At 49.2% G+C, this 19,531-nt stretch carries 19 protein-coding genes, 2 tRNA genes and 1 rRNA gene; all 22 read left to right on the top strand.

Features of this window, described 5'->3' with window-relative positions; translation table 11 throughout:
• Nucleotides 1-273: 273 nt before the first annotated feature.
• Nucleotides 274-390 (top strand): 5S ribosomal RNA (gene rrf / locus ACFSB2_RS20930).
• A 15-nt stretch (nt 391-405) separates the two neighbouring features.
• Nucleotides 406-488, top strand: a tRNA-Leu gene (locus ACFSB2_RS20925).
• Nucleotides 489-614: 126 nt separating this feature from the next.
• Nucleotides 615-1,595, top strand: a complete 981-nt coding sequence (locus ACFSB2_RS20920) for a substrate-binding domain-containing protein (protein ID WP_377945053.1) — start codon at nt 615-617, stop codon at nt 1,593-1,595.
• A 28-nt stretch (nt 1,596-1,623) separates the two neighbouring features.
• Nucleotides 1,624-3,003 carry a dipeptidase PepV gene (gene pepV, locus ACFSB2_RS20915; RefSeq protein WP_377945052.1) on the top strand — a complete coding sequence of 460 codons (1,380 nt, stop codon included), beginning with the start codon at nt 1,624-1,626 and terminating at the stop codon, nt 3,001-3,003.
• 64 nt (nt 3,004-3,067) lie between these two features.
• Nucleotides 3,068-3,682 (top strand): adaptor protein MecA, encoded by a 615-nt coding sequence (locus ACFSB2_RS20910; protein WP_377945051.1) that lies wholly within the window; start codon nt 3,068-3,070, stop codon nt 3,680-3,682.
• 255 nt (nt 3,683-3,937) lie between these two features.
• Nucleotides 3,938-5,215 carry a Glu/Leu/Phe/Val family dehydrogenase gene (locus ACFSB2_RS20905; RefSeq protein WP_377945050.1) on the top strand — a complete coding sequence of 426 codons (1,278 nt, stop codon included), beginning with the start codon at nt 3,938-3,940 and terminating at the stop codon, nt 5,213-5,215.
• A 200-nt stretch (nt 5,216-5,415) separates the two neighbouring features.
• Entirely contained in the window at nt 5,416-5,622 is a 207-nt protein-coding gene (locus ACFSB2_RS20900; protein WP_377945049.1) for a hypothetical protein, read from the top strand.
• A 168-nt stretch (nt 5,623-5,790) separates the two neighbouring features.
• Nucleotides 5,791-6,636, top strand: a complete 846-nt coding sequence (sleB, locus tag ACFSB2_RS20895) for a spore cortex-lytic enzyme (RefSeq protein ID WP_377945048.1) — start codon at nt 5,791-5,793, stop codon at nt 6,634-6,636.
• Between the two features lie 23 nt (nt 6,637-6,659).
• Entirely contained in the window at nt 6,660-7,952 is a 1,293-nt protein-coding gene (locus ACFSB2_RS20890; protein WP_377945047.1) for a PepSY1/2 domain-containing protein, read from the top strand.
• Between the two features lie 99 nt (nt 7,953-8,051).
• On the top strand, nt 8,052-8,531 hold the full coding sequence (locus tag ACFSB2_RS20885) for a hypothetical protein (protein WP_377945046.1): 480 nt from the start codon (nt 8,052-8,054) through the stop codon (nt 8,529-8,531).
• Between the two features lie 346 nt (nt 8,532-8,877).
• Nucleotides 8,878-9,552, top strand: coding sequence for a (d)CMP kinase (gene cmk, locus ACFSB2_RS20880; RefSeq protein WP_377945045.1), 675 nt, complete (start codon nt 8,878-8,880; stop codon nt 9,550-9,552).
• On the top strand, nt 9,542-10,147 hold the full coding sequence (locus ACFSB2_RS20875) for a lysophospholipid acyltransferase family protein (protein WP_377945044.1): 606 nt from the start codon (nt 9,542-9,544) through the stop codon (nt 10,145-10,147). The genes cmk and ACFSB2_RS20875 overlap by 11 nt, the downstream gene beginning before the upstream one ends.
• Nucleotides 10,144-10,452: a hypothetical protein gene (locus tag ACFSB2_RS20870; RefSeq protein WP_377945043.1), complete on the top strand. Its 309-nt coding sequence runs from the start codon at nt 10,144-10,146 to the stop codon at nt 10,450-10,452. Before ACFSB2_RS20875 ends, ACFSB2_RS20870 begins: the two co-directional genes overlap by 4 nt.
• A gap of 66 nt (nt 10,453-10,518) precedes the next feature.
• Entirely contained in the window at nt 10,519-11,688 is a 1,170-nt protein-coding gene (rpsA, locus tag ACFSB2_RS20865) for a 30S ribosomal protein S1 (RefSeq protein ID WP_377945042.1), read from the top strand.
• A gap of 153 nt (nt 11,689-11,841) precedes the next feature.
• Nucleotides 11,842-12,402: a hypothetical protein gene (locus ACFSB2_RS20860; RefSeq protein ID WP_377945041.1), complete on the top strand. Its 561-nt coding sequence runs from the start codon at nt 11,842-11,844 to the stop codon at nt 12,400-12,402.
• Nucleotides 12,403-12,473: 71 nt separating this feature from the next.
• Nucleotides 12,474-13,844: a DUF512 domain-containing protein gene (locus tag ACFSB2_RS20855; protein WP_377945040.1), complete on the top strand. Its 1,371-nt coding sequence runs from the start codon at nt 12,474-12,476 to the stop codon at nt 13,842-13,844.
• A gap of 30 nt (nt 13,845-13,874) precedes the next feature.
• Nucleotides 13,875-15,203 (top strand): ribosome biogenesis GTPase Der, encoded by a 1,329-nt coding sequence (gene der / locus ACFSB2_RS20850; protein ID WP_377945039.1) that lies wholly within the window; start codon nt 13,875-13,877, stop codon nt 15,201-15,203.
• Nucleotides 15,204-15,224: 21 nt separating this feature from the next.
• The gene (gene plsY, locus ACFSB2_RS20845) at nt 15,225-15,842 is read left to right on the top strand and encodes a glycerol-3-phosphate 1-O-acyltransferase PlsY (protein ID WP_377945055.1); all 618 of its coding nucleotides are present in this window, start codon (nt 15,225-15,227) and stop codon (nt 15,840-15,842) included.
• A complete protein-coding gene (locus ACFSB2_RS20840; protein ID WP_377945038.1) occupies nt 15,839-16,879 on the top strand; it encodes an NAD(P)H-dependent glycerol-3-phosphate dehydrogenase in 1,041 nt (346 codons plus the stop codon). The genes plsY and ACFSB2_RS20840 overlap by 4 nt, the downstream gene beginning before the upstream one ends.
• Nucleotides 16,880-17,041: 162 nt before the next feature.
• Nucleotides 17,042-17,425, top strand: a complete 384-nt coding sequence (gene gcvH / locus ACFSB2_RS20835) for a glycine cleavage system protein GcvH (protein WP_377945037.1) — start codon at nt 17,042-17,044, stop codon at nt 17,423-17,425.
• A gap of 262 nt (nt 17,426-17,687) precedes the next feature.
• Complete coding sequence (gene spoIVA / locus ACFSB2_RS20830; RefSeq protein ID WP_377945036.1) at nt 17,688-19,166, top strand: stage IV sporulation protein A; 1,479 nt, start codon at nt 17,688-17,690, stop codon at nt 19,164-19,166.
• Between the two features lie 146 nt (nt 19,167-19,312).
• Nucleotides 19,313-19,389 (top strand) — tRNA-Pro (locus tag ACFSB2_RS20825).
• The last annotated feature ends 142 nt before the right edge of the window (nt 19,390-19,531 follow it).

The following is a 19,531-nucleotide window of genomic DNA, read 5'->3' as shown; positions in this document are numbered from 1 at the left end:
ATCGGTCTGGCGTGGAAGCGTAGTGATATGTGGAGCGGACAGATACGAATCGGTCGAGGGCTTCACCCGCAGTAAGGAAGCAGTAAGAGAGGTTGTTCCATAGTCAGAAGCAAGGGCAGACTGTAGTGAAAGCTACGGTACAAAAAGCAAGACGCTTAGTCAGGTGAAGGGTTACGAATACGTAATCTGAACCGAAGACGAGTGGTGGGAGCGAAAGCATCTGCAGCGGAGCCTGGGTTTGGCGAAGCGAAGCCGCTTGAGCGAACACCCGAGTCTGGTAGCCATAGCGGAGGGGAAACACCCGTACCCATACCGAACACGGACGTGAAGACCTCCAGCGCCGAGGATACTTGGAGGGAGACTTCCTGGGAAAGTAGGACGTTGCCAGGCGCGTGATTTATATTTGCGGGTGTGGCGGAATTGGCAGACGCACCAGATTTAGGTTCTGGCGGGAAACCGTGGGGGTTCGAGTCCCTTCACCCGCACCATAAAATACGCGAATATGAAAAAGGGCGGCTTTGCCGTCCTTTTTTGATTATAATATGAGCAAGCCCAACAATTTGTTTATGATGATTTTGTGCTGGGTCCATGTTCTTGAATTGGAGGTGGGCGCGATGCCTGTGACAATATACGACGTTGCGCGAGAAGCAAAAGTATCCATGGCGACGGTTTCCCGCGTCATCAATGGCACCGCAGTCGTAAAGGATGAAACCAAGAAGCGTGTACAGGACGCAATTGCAAGATTGGGATATAGGCCAAATGCTGTTGCACGTGGTTTGGCAAGCAAGCGCACCCGGACTATTGGTGTGATTGTGCCGGACGTCTCGGCGGCTTTTGTCGCAGAAATGGTTCGCGGAATTGAAGATATTGCAACCATGTACGATTACCACATCATTCTCGTGAACTCTGATTCACAAGTGGAGCGCGAAGTGAGTTTGGTTGGAACTATGTGGGAAAAACAGGTCGATGGCATTTTGTATATGACCAATGTCCTGAGCCAAGAGCAGATCAATGCGTTTGAAGAAGCTCAAATTCCCGTCGTTCTCTGTTCAACAGAAGATCCAGAGCGGCGTATTCCCTCTGTCAACATTGACAATTACAGAGCAGGGAAAGATGCAATCAACTTTTTGTTAGACAAGTCGTGTAAAAATATCGGCTTTGTGACGACGGATGAAGGCGAGTCAGTTGTTGCCGACAGAAGGCTTCAAGGTGCCATCAGTCGAATGAAAGACAAGACACTCCATGTCATTCGCACCGGTGGCGGCCGATATGAAGTGGCATTGCCAATCATCAGGGCATATTTTGAGCAACATAATCTGGACAGCGTGATCGCGGCGTCAGATGAATTGGGGTTGGCGACGATACATGCGGTGCAGGATATGGGACGTACTGTGCCTGGGGATGTAAAAGTCATCGCATTTGACAACACGCGCCTGGCCAACATGGTTCGTCCCGAAATGAGCGTCATTGCGCAGCCAATGTACGATTTTGGCGCAGTGTCGATGCGCTTGTTGACAAAATTACTGCGCGATGAACCTGTTGACAACTATTCTGTTACACTCTTACATAACATTGTGGAGCGAAAGTCCACTTAATTGCATTTCAACTTAAGGGAATGGTCTCGTGGTTAAGGAATACATTGAACAGAATCGTGCGGTGATGATCTCGACGCTTCAAGCGTTGCTTCGCATCGAAAGTGTAAAGGGGCATCCGGTTCATGGAGGACCGTTCGGGATAGGACCATCACGAGCTTTGGACTATGTTTTAGACTTGGCTTCAAGCTATGGTCTAACCACAAAAAATGTGGATGGTTATGCTGGACATGTTGAATATGGCGAAGGCGAGGAATACATTGCCGTTGTAAGCCATCTCGACGTTGTTCCGGCCGGAGATGGATGGACCTATCCCCCGTACGATGCAGAGATTCATCAAGATAAGGTATACGCGCGTGGTGCAATTGACGACAAAGGGCCTGCGATGAGCACTTTGTGGTCACTGATTGCGTTAAAGGCAACTGGTATCCAACCAAAGAAAAAAATTCGGCTTATCTTTGGATTGGATGAAGAGAGTGATTGGAAATGCATGGATTACTACTTTAAGCATGAACCGAAACCAATCGCTGGATTTACACCTGATGCGTCTTTTCCCCTGATTTTTGCGGAAAAGGGGCTTGCCACGCTTCGGATCGACGTTCAGGCGGATGCTGAATCCATGGCTGCTCAAATTGTTTCCTTTCAAGGCGGGGAGCGGTTAAACATGGTGCCTGCGCATGCTTCGGCAACGGTGGATTGTCATTCAGCGACTGCAGCCAGTGAGTTTGCCTTGCGCATACGAAAGCTGGCCAAGGATGCTCAGATCCGTGCGACAGTGGAGATAGCTGATTGTCAGGTGACAGTGACAGTTGAAGGAATGTCTGCCCATGCGTCACGGCCGAATTCTGGAGTCAACGCCATCACGCAACTGGCGCAGCTTTTAGGCAGTGGAACCGTCTCAAATTCCTCCATGTGGCGAACCATAGGTGCCTGGGATACAACAGGCAAAGGGTTGGGGATTGATTCTGAAGACGATGAAACTGGTCCGCTGACAGCAAATTTAGGGATGGCAGATTTGAGCAATGGCGCTTATCATTTCTTTGTGAATGTCCGTTTTCCGATCCGGTTGACTGTCGACGATTTGTTGCAAAATGCGCAGTCTTATCTGTCTGATAAATGGCGTGTAACCTTGACAGAGCATTTGCCTTCATTGTACATAGATCCGACATCGCCCTTGGTTTCCACCTTAATGGATGTTTACCAAGCGTATTTTGACGAAGATTTAGAGCCGAAGTCCACTGGCGGGGCAACGTATGCGCGCGCGATTCCAAATGCTGTGGCGTTTGGCGCGTTGATGCCCGGGCGTCCAGAATTGGCTCACCAGGTGGATGAGAATTGGGCGATTGAGGATTATTTAACCTGTATAGAAATATACGCGGAAGCCATGACACGATTAGCGAATACGCTATAATGTAAGTACAGTACTTTCCTTCATTGGCGATCACCGCAGTTGTGCGAAAGGGAGGGAACGCCCGATGCGAGTTGAACGAATTGCCAAAGACAAAGTCCGCATTTTTATCAGCTATGACGATTTAGAGGAACGCGGCATTGACCGAGATGAAATTTGGCATAACGGCAAAAAGGTTCAAGACTTGTTCTGGGATATGATGGAGACCGCGTATATGGAAGTTGGTTTTGAGATTGCTGGTCCCATTTCCGTTGAGGCGTTCACCATGCCGACCGAGGGTGTCGTCGTAATTGTTACGCGAATTCCCAGCATTCCTGGAGTGTCTCAGGATGACGATGAAGACGACGATGATGAGGACGAGAGCTTGGTGCAACGTCATCAAAATTATGCGCAGTCGATAGACACGCAGTTAATCTATGCGTTTACTGATTTTGATGATTTAGTCGCCGTTTGTCATACACTCGTTGGATATGATTTAGAAAGCTCGCTATTCCGTTATCATGATACTTATCATCTGGTGATTACGGATCCTTTGGTCGTTGAAACATTCCAGACCATCGCTTCAGTTCTTGCCGAGTACGGAGAGCCGAGCAGTGCGACGGAAGCGGTTTTGGAGGAGTATGGCAGTGCCATATTGGAGAACGATGCCATCACTGTGCTGGTGTCGCGCTTTCCAACTTGAATTTGAATTCCATCTAGAAATGGTCTCGCTTGCGAGGCCATTTTCATTTGGATTGGAATCCATCCTTTTCTTTTAAGATGCGAGGCTGGGGTGTATACTAGGAGCGTGTCCGGGTATTCATCTTGGCAAACAATTGTACTGTTTTGCGTGTACCAGTAGACATAGCTTGCATCACTTACATAGCGCTTGGCTGTGTCCTCGCGGGCAAATTGTCATGCGTGATGCACACTCATTTGACTAAGGTGGTTTGATGTCGTGACGTCAGGAAGTTCGATTGCAAATGAGATTGAAAAAGAAAATACAGACGTTCTTGAGAGCACACAGGCAGTGATCCTAAAAGCGCTTGAGACATTGGGATATGACAAACAGGTTTATGAAATTCTAAAAAATCCGCTGCGGACGCTCTCTGTCCGTTTTCCTGTGAAAATGGATGACGGTTCGGTTCGCGTATTTACAGGATATCGCGCGCAGCATAACGATGCGGTGGGGCCCACAAAAGGCGGCATACGACTTCACCCGGATGTGACGCAGGAAGAAATAGAAGCGCTTGCAATATGGATGTCCATCAAATGCGGCATCGCAGATCTTCCTTATGGCGGAGGCAAAGGTGGAATACAGTGTGATCCACGCGATATGTCTTTTGCCGAGATCGAACGCGTAAGTCGTGCTTATGTTCGGGCTGTGAGTCAGATAGTCGGCCCGGCAAAGGACATTCCTGCACCAGATGTATTTAGCAATTCGCAAAACATGGCGTGGATGGTCGATGAATATTCCAAACTTCGCGAGTTTGACAGTCCAGGCTTTATTACGGGTAAACCCTTGGTGCTTGGCGGTAGCCGCGGTCGTGAAAGTGCGACGGCCCGAGGTGTGGCGATTTGTATTGAAGAAGCTGCAAAAGTCCGTGGCATCGCACTTGCTGATGCAAAGGTCATCGTCCAGGGATTTGGCAACGCCGGTAGCTTTGTTGCGAAATTTATGTTCGATGCGGGTGCGAAAGTGGTCGGCATCTCTGACGCATATGGCGCTTTGTATCGAGAAGAAGGATTAGATATCGACGAACTGTTAGAACGACGCGATTCATTTGGCACCGTGACGCGATTGTATCGCAATACCATCAGCAATCGTGAACTCCTCGAAATGCCATGTGACATTTTGATACCGGCAGCCATCGAAAATCAGATCACCCAAGAAAATGCAAAGAAAATCCAAGCCTCTATTGTGATTGAAGCGGCGAACGGGCCCACGACAACCGCTGCTACAGATATATTGACGGAAAATGGTGTGCTTTTGGTGCCCGATGTGGTTGGCAATTCCGGAGGCGTGATTGTCTCGTACTTCGAATGGGTTCAAAATAACCAAGGGTACTATTGGAATGGTGAAGAAGTTGAAGCTCGACTGGCATCAAGGATGCGCACCAGCTTCCACCGCGTCTACAATGCGGCAGGAAGATATAACGTCAATATGCGTTTAGCGGCCTATATAGTGGGTGTTCAACGTATGGCAGAAGCCATTCGTTGGCGCGGATGGGTATGATTTCTTGTTCTTGGTTCATGATATTTTGTAGGGCGATTTACATTGTGTGATTGCGGATGGCACAATACAATCGGCAAATTTCATTTTCAGGATTGTCGCCATGTGTATTGTATTCCGCCATCAACAGATCCATTGATGAGCCATGCACGACATAGGCATAGTATCGAGGTAACGCCTAATTCTAGAATTGGGGGCTTTGTATGCATTCTGAAACGTTGGTTGCCCATACCGTAAATGATGCCATCGTTTCGATTTCGAATCGCATTAAAGTTCATATCCGTTGCCAAAAGTGCGGTGAAACATTCATCCTTCGTGGTATACGGGATGCGAAAGGGCGGATCGAAACCGGATTTAAACGGTGCCTGTGCGATAACGAGATCGATTTCGATATTGAGCCTTTGGCTTAAAATGACTTTCATCGTCGTCTAAGCTGCAATACACAGTTGTTTAAAACTTTATGTACGTGAATGATGCCTGCTGGATTCGTCCGGCAGGCATAATTTGTTTTTCGGTTTCAAACACTACGTGCTATACAATGAGTCACCTAAAAACCCACTGAAGGGAGCTCTCGTACGGTGCGAAAATTCCTTTTATCATTACGCGTATTATGTGCTGTTGCGACATTGTCGTTGACCATTCCAGTCGTTCATCCGTCGCGCACGGATGCGTTTACCGCACGCGACCTCACTTATGGCAGTCAGGGCTATGACGTCGATGAATTGCAAAATCGTCTGCGTCTGCTTGGCTACTATTGGGGGAAAATTGACGGCATATTTGGTTGGACAACCTATTGGGCTGTGCGGACATTCCAATACAATTTTGGAATGAAAGTGACGGGCTACGTGGACATGGCCACGAAAATGAAGCTGGTAAAAGCGACGCCGAATTGGCACTACCAGCCGTCAGGAAACAGTGGTCAGTCGAGCGGAAGCGGGTCTTCTTCCAGCAGCGGCCAAGCATCCAGCAATGCATCCAGCAATGCATCATCTGCTAATCAGTCGTCCGCAAACCCGCCTGTCGCAGCATCTGCTGTTTCGGCCACGCTGCCAGAATCACTCGATGGCTTAAGTCAGAGTGACTTGAATCTGATGGCCCATGTGGTCTATGGAGAAGCGCGTGGGGAAAGTCTCGAGGGACAAGTTGCAATCGCTGCTGTCATACTGAATCGGTTACACAGCAGTAAATTTCCCAATACGGTCCCGTCCATCATATATAGTCCAGGCGCATTTACGGCCGTTTCGGATGGGCAAGCCAATCTCACGCCAAATGATGAAGCCAAACGGGCTGTGGTCATGGCTGTTGATGGGTGGGATCCGACACATGGGGCGTTATTTTACTTCAATCCTGCGAAAACGAACGATGCGTGGATGTGGTCTCGACCAGAAATCACGACAATTGGGCATCATATTTTTACCATGTAAGCAGTTTGAAGGAGGGGTTTCTGTTGTTACATCGCGCGACCTGGATTTCGGCCGCTGTTTTAGCTGTTGTCGCAGTAGGGGCTGGAGTTGGCTACTGGGGATATGGAGAAAAGACGGCGAAGGAAACGTATGCACGTCAGGCTGAAACGAATTACGCATCATCATTCCATAATATGGTGAACAATATTCGAGACATGAGATCCGAGCTGGCGAAATCGATGCTGTCTTCAGACGCAGGGGCTTTTCAATCTCATTTGAGCGATGTCTCGCGGCTGTGTTATGCAGCACAGACCGACCTGGGGAGACTGCCCTCGAATTTCACACCAGACAGCAATTTGCAGTCATATCTGCATGAAGTCGATACAAATGTGCGCAAATGGATTAAAGCAGATGAAAAACCGTCGGATCGACCGGTGGAAAATCAGATTCAGAATTATTATACGGCATCTGGGGCCATCGTTTCCGATTTGTCGGACATGCAAGGTCAACTGGATGGGAAAACAAACGCCTGGCTGACAAGTAACGCGAAAACAACAACCTTGGCCGCTCAAGGCATGAAACGCGTGAACACACATGTGGCGTCCTTTGCGTCGTTGAAGATGCCAACACGGCAAACACCGGCGTCGGCGGCAAATCCAAAAATGCAGCAGTTGCCAACCATCACGGCGCAACAAGCCATCAACCAAGTTGCATCCGTCGTTGGTCAGAAAAACCACGCGAATTGGCATGCAAAACTCATGGATAAGGGCAAGTCCACCGCGCATTATCAAGTCAATGGAGCCAATGGCGGCGCGCATATTTCTGCTGAAGTTTCACAACATGGTGGAAAACTGTTCAGTCTTTACAACGATAGGAGCATAAACGCGAGTAAGTATGATTTTGCAACGGCCAGCAAGGATGCGAAACGTTGGTTGGCACAGCATGGATTTGCGAATGTGCAACAACTCAATGCAGCACAGTATGATCACACCGCGTTGTTTACCTTTTCGCCGACATTGAACGGGGCGCCTGTCATCAGTCAATCGATTCAGGTGCATGTCGCACTGGACAACGGGCAAATTACTGACTTCAATGCGACACCGGTTTACACGAAACCAGTTGGCAATGTGCCAGCCAGAAAATTGACCGTCGCTCAACTGCAAAAAAAATTAAATCCAGATTTTCAAGTCAAGATGTCGAAACCTGTTATCGTGCAAGATGAAAATTCCAAATATGTCCCGGCTGCCGCTTTCTACGGCACATTACACCATGACACCTTCTGCATTTTATTGAGCGCCGTGGACGGATCAGAGGTTAAAGTGGACCAGCTCACTTAAGGAATTTTTGCTTCCTTAGACTGTCCTTTGAAACATGATGGCTGGTGCGACATATTTAAATCAACTAGATGCATAGCATAAGGGCATGGAGGGATGTCCATGTCGTCCAAAACAGGTGGGAAAAACCGCTTCTTAGCCCTGTTTGACGATTGGTTCATACCAATGGCATTTGGTGTGCTCACCGTGCTCTTGTGTGTCCAAGCCATCAGTTTGGTGCCGCAGGTGCGAGCCGCCATGGATCATGTGGAAGGCCGTTTCGTCGCTCAACCTGCGACGGCTGTGCCGGCAGCGGTCAAAAAAGATACTGCTGTCGTGATATTGACAGCCAGTTCAACGCAGAATGCGACTGGTGTAGAAGTTTTTCTAGACAACCAGTCGCTCGGTGAGTTTACAACCAACCAGATGCGGATTACGGTGCATGACGGACAGAAGATCCATTTTGTCGATCACACCGGTAAATCCATCTACATTTCGGTGGACACGGATAATGCGAATCTATTGCTTCCGGCTCCGGGGCAAACGGTGGAATTAAGCGGCGCAGCGCCGACAGCTGCTTTGTCCAGCGCTGAGTTTATTTGATTGCTGCAGACCGTGTCACAGTGTTGAAAATGAAATGCGCCTGTTTATCCAATCTGCCACGCAAACATCTGGCAATGGATAGACAGGCGTTTTTATGGATTACGCTTATTCAAATGTTCTAATACAGGGCGTACTTTGATGTTCACGCTGGTTTTGAAGAAATATTGCTGACAGATAAATGACTGTGGTAGGATGGGAGCCAAACAGGCAGAACGAGCATGTTCAACAACCATTGACGAAGTGGCATATGACGCGGTAAGGACCTACAATCTTTTAAGAGGGCGGGTGTCATAGCCTGCCTTTTTCGTGTGTTGTTGGACAATACTTTTCGAAGGAGTCGCCATTCATGTATCCAGTCAGCATTGCCATCGATGGTCCAGCTGGTGCTGGTAAGAGCACAGTAGCCAGGATGGTTGCCAAGCGTTTAAACTTTTTGTATGTCGATACAGGGGCAATGTATCGTACCGTTGCCTATTTGTGTATTGCACACAGTGTGGATGCGACAAATTCACAGGCCATCATACAAATGCTCAATCAGCACGATGTCACATTTCAAATGAGTGATGATGGATTCAAAGCGTTGGTGGACGATGTAGATGTCAGTGTTCAATTGCGTGATCCAAAAGTGAGTGCCCATGTTTCCACGGTTGCGGCGCATCATGAAGTTCGTTCGCGCCTGACGACGTGGCAGCGCACCTTTGCCAAGACGCAATCGGTGGTGATGGATGGGAGAGACATTGGGACGGTTGTTTTACCAGATGCAACCATTAAGATTTTTTTGACAGCTGATGTAGAAGAACGCGCAAGAAGACGCCAACGAGAATTTTGTAAAAATGGTCATGATGTTCCCCTGGAAGAAATTATTCAAGCGGTTGCGGAACGGGATGCGCGGGACAGTTCACGCGAAATTGCACCACTAAAAGCGGCTGGTGACGCCATTCAAATAGATTCTACGGGGAAATCCGCTGAGCGAGTTGTAGATGAAATCTTATCATTGGTGGAGGATGCCCATGTCGGATAATCAAACCGCCAGACCCACGACATTTCTCTATCGCCTAGCTGGTGTGGTCGTGCCAGCATTCTTTCGGCTCTTTTACCGTGTTCAGGTTGAAGGGGTAGAACATGTGCCTACTGAAGGCGGCATTATTGTCGCTTCAAATCACATCAGCAATTTTGATCCACCTCTATTGGGGGTCGTGGTGCCGAGATATATCCGCTTTATGGGCAAGGCTGAGTTGTTTAGCACCCCTGTATTGGGAAACATTTTTAAAGAGTTAGGCGCCTTTCCCATTCACCGCGGCAAAGTGGACAAACACGCCATTCGCACTGCTATAGAGGTTGTTCAGAAGGGTGGGTGTCTGGTCATGTTTCCGGAAGGGCATAGATCGAAAACAGGTGAACTCGGTGAATTTATGCCTGGCATCGCGCATATCGCGCGCAAAGGTGGGGGCAAAATTGTGCCAACGGCCATTGTTGGTTCTTATCGTCGGTTTAAACCAATGCTCGTTCGCTTCGGCAAACCGTTAGATGTCGCTGCATTTCCGAATCAGCAGTTGATGGAAGAACTACGACAGCAGATGATTTTCCTCTTGCAGCAAAATAAGGAGAAAGTATGACGTATTTTCTCCCGATTGTCCAAGGTGTTGCGCTTTATGTTACAGTGTTATTAGGTATATTTTTGTATGTTGCCGTTCTAGGGCGTTTGCAAGCTGTAAATAACGCCAATCATGCCCAAAAGCGGCAGGCCACGCATTTGACTTTGGCACTTGTTGGCGTCATAACTATGGTATTCGGTGTTGGGTGTGCTCATCGGCTCTGGCCGCAAGTAGATGGATTGTGGTTGTCGATTTTAGGCATTCTAATTATAGCTGTGGCTTGGCTGATTTATCGCTTGCGTCGGCTATCACCGAAAACGAATTAGCGCCGACTTTTGTCGTGCGTTGACCATCATACAATTTCATTGAACTGGAACAGGAGGCCAATCTTTATGTCTGAGGATTTACGCGAAATGTTGACTGATGGCGCGGTTCACGAAGGAGATGTCGTAACGGGTGAGGTTACATCCGTTGATGATAGTGGAGTTACAGTCGCATTATCACATGGTTTTGAGGGGGTCATCTCCGCTCAAGAACTGTCAGCCATACCTGGCACCGATGCATCCCAAGTACTGAAAGTTGGCGACAGTGTAACCGCTGTGGTCACGAAGGTGGACATGGAATCAGGTCAAGTGGCATTGTCCAAGCGCCGTGCGGAGCAATCAGAGGCATGGGCACGCATGCAGGCGCAATTTGAAAGCCAAGCGGCTTTTGAAATTCAAGTGCGCGATGTTGTCAAAGGTGGACTGGTCGCCGACGTCGGCGTGCGGGCATTTATTCCGGCATCATTGGTAGACAGGCGTTTTGTCGAAGACCTGAAAGAGTTTAAAGGACAGACATTGAAAGTAAAAGTGGTCGAACTTGACCCGGAAAAGAACAAACTGATTTTATCGCGCCGCGCAGTCTTGGAGGAAGAGCAAGAATCGCGCGTACAAGAACTGATGGAGAAACTGCAACCTGGAGAAGTCATCGAAGGCGTTGTTCAACGTTTGACCGACTTTGGCGCGTTTGTAGATGTCGGTGGCGCAGATGGACTCGTACATATTTCAGAACTGTCCCACACCCATGTTGAGCATCCATCAGACGTTGTCAAAGAAGGAGATCACGTTAAAGTCCGCGTCCTTCGTGTAGATCCAGACGCAGGGAAGATCTCGCTCTCCATCAAGTCCGCACAACCGGAACCATGGGAGGAATTTGCGACAGAGTTCCACCCTGGCGATGTGGTTGATGGCGTTGTCAAACGCGTTGTTGATTTCGGCGCATTTGTCGAATTGCGTCCCGGCCTTGAAGGGCTTGTGCACGTTTCGCAAATTTCCAATGAACATGTGGCGCAGGCATCTGATGTTCTAGAACCAGGTCAAGAAGTGAAAGTCAGAGTATTGAGTGTCGAACCAGAGCGCAAACGGATCTCATTGTCGATGAAAGAAGACAATGGTGGTGGCGCACGCGAGCAGCAACCACGCCGCCGCGAACCACGTCGTCAACCGGAGCGTCAGGTAGATACCTCTTCTGGAACCGGCGCTACATTGGGCGATTTGTTTGGTGATTTGTTTAAAAAATAAGTCACAATTGCAGTGAATCGGAATGTCTCACCTCTCGGTGGGGCATTCTTTTTTACTCCATGATCTACAAAGCTATATTTCCTCGATCACGCTTGGCAATTTACGCATATTTTTAGGTTCCTTTCACATACTCCAGTTATTGGAGGTGTGTGGATGGATTGGCATGTCGTCTTATCATGCTGTGCACTTCTATTGATTTTTCCCCGTTTCGGGTTGCGAACCTGGTGTCGTTATATCTATATCATGGTTTTGGCGTTGACAATCGTTGGCGTGACACTTCTTCACCCTCAAATTTCGACGGCGTGGTTATTGCTTGGCCCATTGTTCGTCGTGCTGCTGAGATGCCTTACCCTGCCGAGATCATACTTGTCATTGCGAACCTTTGTGCATGGTTGTACAATCGCGATTCTTTTACATCGGATCCAACACCTTTATCCGTTTGCAACGCTATATGGGTACTCGGTGGATTACATCGAAGCTGGTTTGGTCACGGTACTTCTCTTCATCTTTGTGCCGGAATGGCGCCTTGTATGGGCGGTTTGGCCTGTGACGTATGTGACATGGTTCGGATTGAACGTGAGAGAAGCGCCTACCGGTGTGTTGGCAGATGCCATCACTTGGTTTTGGAGCATGGAATTACTGTTACACATCGTTTTTTTTGCATATATGTACTTTCAAAAGAAGGTACAAAAAGATGTCCAAGATGGCGTATAATTTGACGGAATCAGGTCTATATCGCATAATGACGAGATGTACAGAAACACGTTACACGGGAGGCAACACTCATGCCAAAAATAAAAGAAGTGAAGCCGGGCTCTTTGGCGGAGGAGCTTGATTTACAGCCTGGCGATGAGTTATTGAAAATCAATCAAATTACCATTAACGATATTGTGGATTTACAATTTGCCCTTGCTGGTGAACAAATCGAGCTGGAAGTAAAAAAAGCTGACGGCGAGTTATGGCAAATTGAAGTTGATAAAGATTATGACGAAGGATTGGGTGTCGAGTGGGAGCATCCAACCGTGGATCGCGTGCACTTGTGTCACAATAAGTGTGTGTTCTGCTTCGTTGACCAGATTCCAGGTCAGATGAGAAAAACGCTAAACGTGCGGGACGATGACTACCGTCTCTCTTTTTTGCATGGGAATTTTGTCACCCTGACGAATCTGAAAGATGCTGAGTTGGAGCGGATCGTCAAATTGAAAATGTCGCCGCTCAACATCTCAGTTCATGCGACCAATCCGCAACTGCGTGTCCGGATGGTCGGCAATAAACGTGCTGGCGAAATCCTGAACCAAATTCAGTATCTCGCTGACAACGGCATCGAAATGAACACACAAATCGTGTTGTGCCCAGGTTGGAATGACGGTGAAGAGTTGGACCGCACCATACGCGAGTTAGCACCGTTTTATCCTGCGGTCAGGACGTTGTCGGTCGTGCCAGTCGGTCTGACAAAGCATCGCCGTGGTTTACACAAGTTGCGTGGTTGCACACCAGATGAAGCGCGACAAGTGGTTAAGCAAGTACGTGCTTGGCAAGAGAAACTGCGTCCTGAATTGAGAACGTCTTTTGTCCATGCTGCTGACGAATTTTACGTGCTGGCAAACGAAGCTGTGCCACCGAGCGAATACTACGACGATTTTTCGCAAACGGAAAATGGGGTCGGCGTCATTCGCACTTTCCTGGACGAATTGGAAGAAGCGTGGCCGCGTGCGCCAAAACATTTGGCCGCTGCGCATCGCAAAGTCGGTGTGATCACAAGTGTATCTGCTGCAGCCACCATTCGCGCAGCGTTGACTCGGTTCTCGGCCGTCCATGGGTTACACTATGAGGTTTTTCCGATTGTGAATAATTTCTACGGAAACAATGTCTCTGTAGCTGGCTTGCTGACCGCAACGGACATCATGGAACAACTCGCGGGGAAAGTCGCCCATCTGGATACGTTGCTATTGCCTGATATTATGCTGAAAGACGATGATGATGTCTGTTTGGATGATTATCGTGTCTCGGACATTCAGAAAAAGTTAAAGACGCATGTGACGGTCGTGCCCGCGACGGGAACAGGGCTTGTCTACGGCACCTTGGGCTACACTCAGTCATTGCCGCCGCGCCGCCGCTATGAAGCGACGTTGCGCAGTGTGGCAAGTGCGCAGTAACATTTACAGTAGAGAAGGGAACTAGCATTTATGCCGACTCCGGTCGTGGCCATTGTAGGTCGCGCAAATGTGGGAAAATCGACGTTGTTTAATCGAATTGTGGGACAACGTCTCTCCATTGTTGAAGATATTCCAGGTGTCACCAGAGATAGACTTTATGCCAAAGGCGAGTGGAATGGCGTGAAGTTTGATCTGATTGACACTGGTGGAATCGAGATGGACGAAGAAGATGAAATGGAGAATCTGATTCGTGTGCAAGCCCAATTGGCCATTGATGAAGCAGATGTCATTGTGTTTGTCGTTGATGGAAAACATGGACTCGCTGTGCAAGATGAATATGTGGCAAATTTCTTGCGCAAATCGAAAAAACCGATTGTGCTTGCTGTCAACAAATTGGACCATCACAATCATCACCCACAGAGCTATGAGTTTTATCAGCTAGGTTTTGGTGAACCTATTCCAATGTCCGCTGAGCATGGCATGGGCACAGGCGATGTGCTGGATGCCATCGTCGAACAGTTGCCGCAACTGGCGCCTGAAGAAGTGGATGAGGACGCAATTCGCATTGCCTTTATTGGTCGGCCAAATGTGGGCAAATCCAGCCTTGTCAACCGCTTGCTCGGCGAGAATCGGGTCATGGTCAGCGATGTTGCGGGCACTACGAGAGATGCGATTGATACGCCGATTCAACACGAAGACCAAAAATATGTGTTAGTGGATACGGCAGGCGTGCGCCGTCGTGGCAAAGTGTACGAGCACATTGAAAAGTACAGCGTTTTACGGGCATTGCGCGCGATGGAGCGGGCGGATGTCTGTTTTGTCGTCATTGACGCGGCGCGTGGGATTGCCGAACAGGATAAGCGAGTCGCGGGGTATGCGCTGGACGCCGGTTGCGCCATCGCCTTTTTGGTCAATAAGTGGGACGCTGTCGAAAAGGACGACAAAACGGCGCATCGTTTTGAAGAAGAAATTCGCAGCCATTTTCCGTTCATGCGCTGGGCGCCGGTTTTGTTTGTTTCTGCGCTGACAGGACAACGCGTGTCGCGCGTATTGGATTTAGCGCGCAGCATCGCTGAAAATCATGTGTTTCGCGTGCAGACTTCTGCGTTGAATCGCGTGCTTGCCGACGCCCAAATTTCTGTCGCGCCACCGTCTAGCAAGGGGCGAAAACTCAAGTTATACTATGGAACACAAGCATCTGTGAAGCCACCGACATTTGTGATCTTTGTCAATGATCAAGAATTGTCGCACTTTTCTTACGAGCGGTATTTGGAAAATCAATTGCGGGAAGCATTTGATTTTCAGGGAACACCGATTCGTATTCGCGTGCGGACGCGTTCCCAAACATCAGATGATTAATCATTGGGAGAGAATGACGTGATCGTATTATGGGTGATTTTAGGAGTCGTTATCGCGTATTTAATCGGATCCATTTCCACTTCGACTTTGGTTGTGCGCTTGGTCGCAGGTACGGACATTCGACGGTACGGAAGTGGGAATGCGGGTGCAACCAACACACTGCGCATGTTGGGTACGGCGTGGGGAATCGTTGTTCTGATATGTGATGCGCTCAAAGGCATGATTGCGCTGTGGATCGTCGCGGCGATGACGAACACCAACGGCGTCGCCTTGGCGCTGGCGGCCATCGCCGTGGTATTTGGCCACAACTGGCCTGTATTTTTTGGCTTTCGCGGCGGGAAAGGGATCGCAACGACCATCGGCGTGTTGCTTTGGCTTGCCCCGCTGATGACCATCATTGCGGGCATCATCTGTCTGGTTGTCATCGCGCTGACGCGATATGTGTCATTGGGTTCACTCATTCTCACTGTCCTGATTCCCATTTTGTTGGCCATTTGGGCGGCGTCACATGGGGCTGCGCTCTGGGCATCCATTGTGCTGGCCCTATTGTCTTTCTACCAACATCGCGCCAACATCGCTCGACTTCTTCGTGGCCAAGAACGCAAATTGTTTGATCACAAATCGAGTGAATCCTTGTGAAGGCGTGCGTGTTAGGCGCCGGCAGCTGGGGAACCGCACTTGCCAATGTACTCGCTACGAACGGTCACGACGTGGTGATTTGGGGGCGCGATGAAGCGGTCGTAAACGCCATCAACAAGGACCATCTGAATCCAAGATACTTACCTGGGGGAGCTTTGTCTCCCCTATTGCATGCGACAACTGATTTTGCCGGAGCCATCAGGGACGCTGAGTTGGTTCTTTTTTCTGTGCCTTCACAGGCGTTGCCAGTGCTTGTCTCTGATGCCTCTGCCTTGATTTCGCAAACGGCGGTGATCGTCCATGCAGTAAAAGGGTTTACCCGACCAAACAATGTCCGCATCAGTGAACACATCAACCTTGTGATGCCAAATGTAGAAAAACGTCTGGCTGTGCTCTCCGGACCCTCCCATGCGGAGGAGGTCGTGCGTGGAATGCCGACAACGGTCGTCATCGCGAGCGCCAGTCAATCGACGGCGGAGACCGTTCAGGATGCGTTCATGAATGCGCAATTTCGCGTCTACACACAGGCAGATGTCGTCGGCGTGGAACTTGGCGGGACGTTGAAGAACATCATCGCACTGGGTGTGGGGCTCACAGATGGATTGGGATTGGGCGATAATACCAAAGCCGCGCTCATGACGCGCGGCTTGGCGGAAATCACGCGCCTTGGCGTTTCCTTGGGTGCCTCACCATTGACGTTTTCAGGGTTGGCGGGCATTGGCGATCTGATTGTCACTTGCACCAGTAACCACAGCCGCAATTTTCGCACGGGCAGATTGCTTGCCACAGGCTTGGCTCTCAATGAGGCGCTAGAGCAGATCGGCATGGCTGTGGAAGGAGTGAGCACCACATTTGCCGCCGCTGAATTAGCACAGACCCATCAGGTGGATATGCCGATCACGACTGCGCTAAAATGTGTGCTGAAAGGTGATGTGACGCCAGGTGCGGCCGTGCGTGAACTGATGCAGCGCGAACGCAGCCATGAAATGGAGGACGTTGGTCAACGTCCATTAACGCATCATTGGCGTTTCAGCTAGGAGACTTGTGTAAAAGTTTTCGAGTCATCAATCTGCTCGGAAGGATTTCACATGACTCTTGTTCGATTTTAAAATTTGTTAGCAAGGATACCTTGGTCAGTAGATGTAGATTTGTTACACTGCTTGTGTAGACATGCTTTATCTGGATATGGGAGGATCAACATGAGCCAAGTTCCGGACAATTTAAAGTACTCTAAGGAACATGAATGGGTACGGGTGGAAGGCAATCGCGCTTACATTGGCATCACAGATTTTGCGCAAGATGAACTCGGTGACATCGTGTATGTAGAGTTACCTGAAGTTGGTTCATCATTGACTGAAAATGAAACATTTGGCACGGTAGAATCTGTCAAGACGGTTTCGGATTTGTTTGCACCTGTCAGCGGCAAGATTGTGGAAGTCAACGAGCAGCTTCAGGACGAGCCGGAGAAGGTCAACACAAGTCCATATGAAGATGGATGGATGATTGTTGTAGAGATTACGGGTGAAGATGCCGTATCACAGCTCCTGGATGCCAATGGATACAAAGCACACATCGAAGAATAAACAGCAAAGACAGAAGGACGGTTCTAACGTAGCTCGACTGCGTTAGGGCCGTCCTTTTTTAATCTTTCGTTCTACTTCCTGTCTATCAGCCGTATATATAGTCAACGTCAGGGACGAGTTTGGATAGTAAGCATACCCTGGAACGTATCGCATATATTTTCTACTGTCCACCGACACCGGACAGTCTACGGGGATTGTCAGTGGGCCGGGGCAAGGCATGCGTATCGCAGTCTAACACCGGTCATCTTGAGGAGGGAGAAGATTGGAAAAATTCGACGTCTTTAAAGATATTGCTGAGCGAACGGGGGGCGACATTTACCTCGGCGTTGTCGGCCCCGTGCGCACTGGCAAGTCGACATTCATCAAGAAGTTCATGGAACTGATTGTCTTGCCAAACATCAAAGACGAGGCTGAACGTGTGCGGGCGACTGATGAATTGCCACAAAGTGCAGCAGGTCGAACCATTATGACGACCGAACCGAAATTCATCCCCAACCAAGCAGTCGAAGTTGGGGTGGCTGAAGGGCTGGACGTGAACATTCGAATCGTCGACTGTGTTGGATACGCAGTTCAAGGTGCGCGCGGATATGAAGATGAAACAGGTCCCCGCATGGTGACAACGCCTTGGTTCGATGAACCTGTCGCTTTTCAAGAAGCAGCCGAAATTGGCACGAGAAAAGTGATTGCTGATCATTCGACCATTGGCGTTGTGGTGACAACCGATGGCAGTGTTGCCGAAATTCCGCGCGAGGGATACGTAGAAGCGGAAGAACGTGTTGTCGAGGAACTGAAGGAACTTGGCAAACCGTTTGTGATTTTAGTCAACTCTGTGAATCCGGATCATCCGCGGGCTCAAGATCTGCGCGATGAATTGTCGGTTAAATACGATGTGCCCGTCATCGCACTTTCCTGTGCGACGCTGACGACACACGAGATCAATTATGTGCTGCGTGAGGCACTTTACGAGTTCCCTGTCAAAGAGGTCAATGTCAATCTGCCCAACTGGGTCATGGTACTGGACGACGATCACTGGTTGCGCTCGCAATTCCACGATTCAGTGCGCGATACCATCCAAGACATTCGCCGTATCCGCGACATCGACCGGGTCGTTGCACAGTTCGCGGAATACGAATTTATTACAGGCGCTGGCTTATCCCACATGGATATGGGGCAAGGCGTTGCAGTTATCGATTTAGATGCGCCTGACGAGTTGTACGACCGTGTGCTCACGGAAGTGGTCGGTGTCCAAATTACAGGTCGGGATCAACTCCTGCGCATGATGAAAGACTTTGTCTATGCGAAAAAAGAGTACGACAAAGTGGCCGAGGCACTGCGCATGGTGAAACTCACCGGCTATGGTATCGCGCCACCGTCACTGGAAGAGATGACTTTGGATGAACCAGAGCTCATCAAACAAGGTTCGCGCTTTGGCGTTCGCCTGAAAGCGACAGCACCGTCCATCCACATGATTCGCGTCGATGTGGAAAGCGAATTTGCGCCGATTGTCGGCACGGAGAAGCAATCGGAAGAATTGGTTCGCTATCTCATGCAAGACTTTGAAAAAGATCCGCTTAAAATCTGGGAGAGCGATATTTTTGGCAAATCCCTGGCGGCCATTGTTCGCGAAGGTATTTCAGGCAAACTGTCACTGATGCCAGAAAATGCGCAGTTTAAACTGAAAGAGACTTTACAGCGAATCATCAACGAGGGCAGTGGTGGATTGATTGCCATTATCCTTTGATCTGAACTGCCAAGCATATGGGATACAAAAGACAAATGTCCGAGTGGTCATCTCTCGGGCGTTTGTCTCTGGTGAAAAACATTGTGAAAACAAACGTTGCCATGTGCTGAACCGTACGCTATAATATTCCTTGCCTCGGAATATAGCGGGATGTGGCGCAGCCTGGTAGCGCGCTACCTTGGGGAGGTAGAGGTCCCGGGTTCGAATCCCGGCATTCCGACCATAAACCAGCGTAAACCACGCTGGTTTTCGTTGTTTATTCGACTGTTTCTGATTTTCATGAGATGCCCCAGCCATGTGTGACGAAGACTGAGCCATCGGTCAAATCAAAATGTCGGCTCAGCCCAACACGGTGGATGGCGCAT

This window comes from Alicyclobacillus fodiniaquatilis (assembly GCF_042678105.1).
GTDB classification, from domain to species: Bacteria; Bacillota; Bacilli; order Alicyclobacillales; family Alicyclobacillaceae; genus Alicyclobacillus; species Alicyclobacillus fodiniaquatilis.
This window is presented reverse-complemented; position numbering and strand designations above follow the sequence as displayed.